Origin of the sequence: Armatimonas sp. (assembly GCF_031410135.1) — a bacterium.
GTDB lineage: Bacteria > Armatimonadota > Armatimonadia > Armatimonadales > Armatimonadaceae > Armatimonas.
This window is the reverse complement of sequence record NZ_JANNYP010000884.1, coordinates 1-3,472: the sequence shown is the minus strand read 5'-3', so window position 1 is coordinate 3,472 and position 3,472 is coordinate 1. Positions and strand designations below refer to the sequence as shown.

General features: G+C 59.3%; 3 protein-coding genes. All 3 read right to left on the bottom strand.

Annotated elements, in window-relative coordinates:
• Positions 1–493 (bottom strand): type II secretion system protein (locus tag RMO15_RS31700; RefSeq protein WP_369016186.1); only part of this gene is annotated, 493 nt, incomplete at its 3' end.
• A gap of 135 nt (positions 494–628) precedes the next feature.
• A complete protein-coding gene (locus RMO15_RS31695) occupies positions 629–2,941 on the bottom strand; it encodes an ATP-dependent DNA helicase RecQ (protein ID WP_309722822.1) in 2,313 nt (770 codons plus the stop codon).
• A 27-nt stretch (positions 2,942–2,968) separates the two neighbouring features.
• A complete protein-coding gene (tnpA, locus tag RMO15_RS31690) occupies positions 2,969–3,427 on the bottom strand; it encodes an IS200/IS605 family transposase (protein WP_309722819.1) in 459 nt (152 codons plus the stop codon).
• Between the last annotated feature and the right edge of the window lie 45 nt (positions 3,428–3,472).

Here is a 3,472-nt window from a genome sequence, read left to right as displayed (position 1 = left end):
CAGGGTAAGCATACGTACCACCATCAAATGGAGCGTACGCAGCCGAGAGACCAGCCCCCGTACAGTTAGAGGTTCCACCCAATGCATAGTAGTTGTAAGCATACGTATTTGAGAACGACGAGAGGGATGCCTTAGTCGTCGGACAAGCCCAGACCCCCTTCAGATCTCCGCCCGTTGCAGAGGTCTGTACAGCACCGTTTTTAATGTAGGGATCAACAAGCATAGGGAAGAGGTACTGGAATGCAAATGCCCCCCCGGGTAGAGTTCCACAAGCATTCGCAGTCCAGATGGGCATGGTCTCATCGTAGTCTTGCGTGTACATCATAAACGCCGTGCCAATCTGTTTCAGATTTGATAGACAGGCAGTCTGACGAGCTTTCTCACGAGCTTGTGCAAAGACAGGGAAAAGAATGGCGGCAAGAATCGCGATAATGGCGATCACCACCAGAAGTTCGATCAGAGTAAACCCCGACCTTGAAGAATAGCGTTTCATCATAAAAAGAATCTCCAGAGATATAAGTACAAACAACCCGCCCAACAGCGGGCTAATACCTTTGCAGTATACCCTGTCTTAACAGGTTGTCAAACGATTAGTTTATACTAATTATCAAGCTATCTTTGGAGTGTTTCAGCCATGTTTCTGAACCAACTCCAGGACAATCTCACCAAACTTCGCCGCTTTTCCGGGGCCAATCCCGGCGATCTCTAGAAGCTCAAACTCATTGGCAGGTTTGCGAGCCGCAATTCCCTCTAGCACTTTGTCGGCGAAAATGACATACGGCGGCATGGCTTGCTCGCTCGCCAGCTCTTTGCGCCAGGCTTTGAGCGTAGCAAGCAGCCCAGGATCGGCGCTTTCGCTAGAGGCTTGTGCTTGGACAACAGAGGGCGCACGCCACTCAATATCCAAAGAATTACTTTGCAGCGCCTCCACCCCACTCTCAGTGAGATAGAGCCGCCGGTACTCGTCCTCTTCGTCTCGTCTCAGATAGCTTTGCTCGATCAACGCTTCGATCAGGCGCTCGACATCGGCTTTCTTCCAGCCCTCCAGCGCCCCAAACGCACCAGTGCGGCTGGGTTTCACCGGTGCATCCGGCGTTCCACGCAGGGCTTTCATCAGACCAGCCTTGCCAAGATGAAAGGGATAGTAGCCACTCGCTAGATCGTGGAGCAGGCGTAGTGCATCGAGCCCTTGGCCCTCCCCCCGCTCGTTCCTCGCGACCCCCTCCCGATAACGGGAGGGGGTAGCCCCCCCCCTTTCTCCCCTCCCCTTCCCGTTATCGGGTGGGAGGGGCTGGGGGAGGGAGGGCTTCTCACACACATCGCACATGCCGCAGGTGCGGCGGGGCCAGCGATCCCCAAAGTAGCGGGCGATCTGGGCGTGGCGGCACTTGGGCTCGTCGCCGTAGGCTTTCATCGCGGCGGCCCGGTAGGCGGCGGCCTCCGCACGCTCTTTCAGGTGCTCCTCCAGACGCGCTTTCGTGTCCTCGGGCGGGGGAAGCAACTCTAAGCAGAGATCGCGCGGGGCGGCGCGGTAGGTCAGGTAGCCCGCTTCTTGCAGGCGCAGAACCTCATGCTCTAGGTCGGCAAGATGGAGGCCCGTCGCCTCGGACTGGGCCACGGGATCGCTCCCAGCGGAGAGAAGCAGGTCGGCGAGCGGATCGCTTTCCTCACCATCGTTCATGAACTGCTCGCTGTAGAGATGCATCGCGCGGGGAAGATCGGCGTGGCGGGCGAGCAGGCCCAGCTCTTCGAGGACAGGCAAGGCACTGCGTACTAAACCGTCGTCGCCGCCGACTTCGCTGACCAGCGCCTCAAAGCGCAGAGGGGCGCAGCGCCGCCGCCCCAGCACACTCCGCACGGCTTTGTAGACACTCTGCACCCGCTCCGCGGTGAGCGCAGCCTCCCCCAACCGCCGGGTCGCCGTCGCCATGTCCGAGGACGTGTAGAGCATGACGCAGCGCGAGGGCTTGCCGTCACGCCCGGCACGACCCGCTTCCTGGTAGTAGTTCTCCAGCGTGCGCGAAGGATTGAAGTGCAGCAGAAACCGAATGTCGGACTTGTCCACGCCCATGCCAAACGCGACCGTCGCCGCCATCACGCGCACCTCGCCGCTCATGAACCGATCCTGCGCCGCCGCGCGCTCCACGGGCTCTAGGCCCGCGTGGTAAAACCCCGCCGCCACGCCCTGCCGCTTGAGCATCCGGGAAATATCCTCACAGCGATCCCGCGACGACGCATAGACCAGCCCGACGCCATCAAACTGCTGGCAGATCTCCACTGTGGCAAAGAGCTTCTCATCGTTGCTTTTCACCCGCCGCGCTTCTAAAAAGAGATTCTCGCGCCACGTCGGCTTCAGAATAACCTTGAGCTTTCGCCCCAACTGCTGCTCGATGTCGCGCTGGACATCGGGCGGGGCGGTGGCGGTAACCGCGAGCACCGAGCGCGGGTTGAGCTCCTGCACGGCTCGCCCCACGGCCCGATAATCAGGCCGAAAGTCGTGCCCCCACTGGCTGATACAGTGCGCCTCATCAATCACCACCAGTGAGACACCCGCTTGCCGAAGCGCATGCAGAAACGGCGGCTGACGTAGTCGCTCCGGTGCGGCGTAGATCAGCTTCAGCTGCCCGGACTTGAGCTGCGCCAGCCGCTTGCCCAGCTCCGACGAGTCCAGCGAGGAGTTGATCAGCGCCACGCGGCCTTGCAGCGCCTCAGGCAGGCTCTCGACCTGGTCTTTCATCAGTGCAATCAGCGGCGAGAGAATCAGCGTCGCGCCCGGCAAGAGCAGCCCCGGTAGCTGATAGGTAACGGATTTCCCGCCGCCCGTGGGCAAGACCGCCAGCGTGTCCACCCCGGCCACCGCCGCCTCGATAATCTCGCGCTGCCCCTCACGAAAATCCTCGTGCCCAAAAAACTCTTTTAATGCTGTTTGTAAATCGTCCATTTAAATTCCAGGACGGTGAACGTCCGGCTATGGGGCGGGCAAGCCGCCGCCGCCTTCGGCGGGAAAATTGGTGGGAACGGGAATCTCTTCCCAATTATCCCACACCTCGTTGTCGGCATGGTGTTGTTTCTGGTTGGTGATGTAGGCAACAACACGAGGCACCCCTTTTTGCCCGACACTGAAAACGCCGTAGCCGTGCTGCCAGGAGAATGCCTCACCTTGCCGCAAGACATTACGTGCAAACCCCGATGAGGCCCCTTTGACTTTCTGCATAAGATCTGCGGGAGTGATCGTCGTGGACATCTGAACGAGAAGATGCACATGGTCGGGCATCCCATTGATTGCCACAACGCGACACCCAAGCTCGCGCACTTTGGCTTCCATCATTCGGTACAAGCGCCGCTCGATCTCCGGGGTCACAAAGGGCAGACGATCCCGCGTTGCCCAAACAAAATGTAAAAAAATATGCCGCTCACAGCTGGACATGAGTTCCCTCCGTCCTTATAACGGCTCAACTCCCTCACTTCTGAT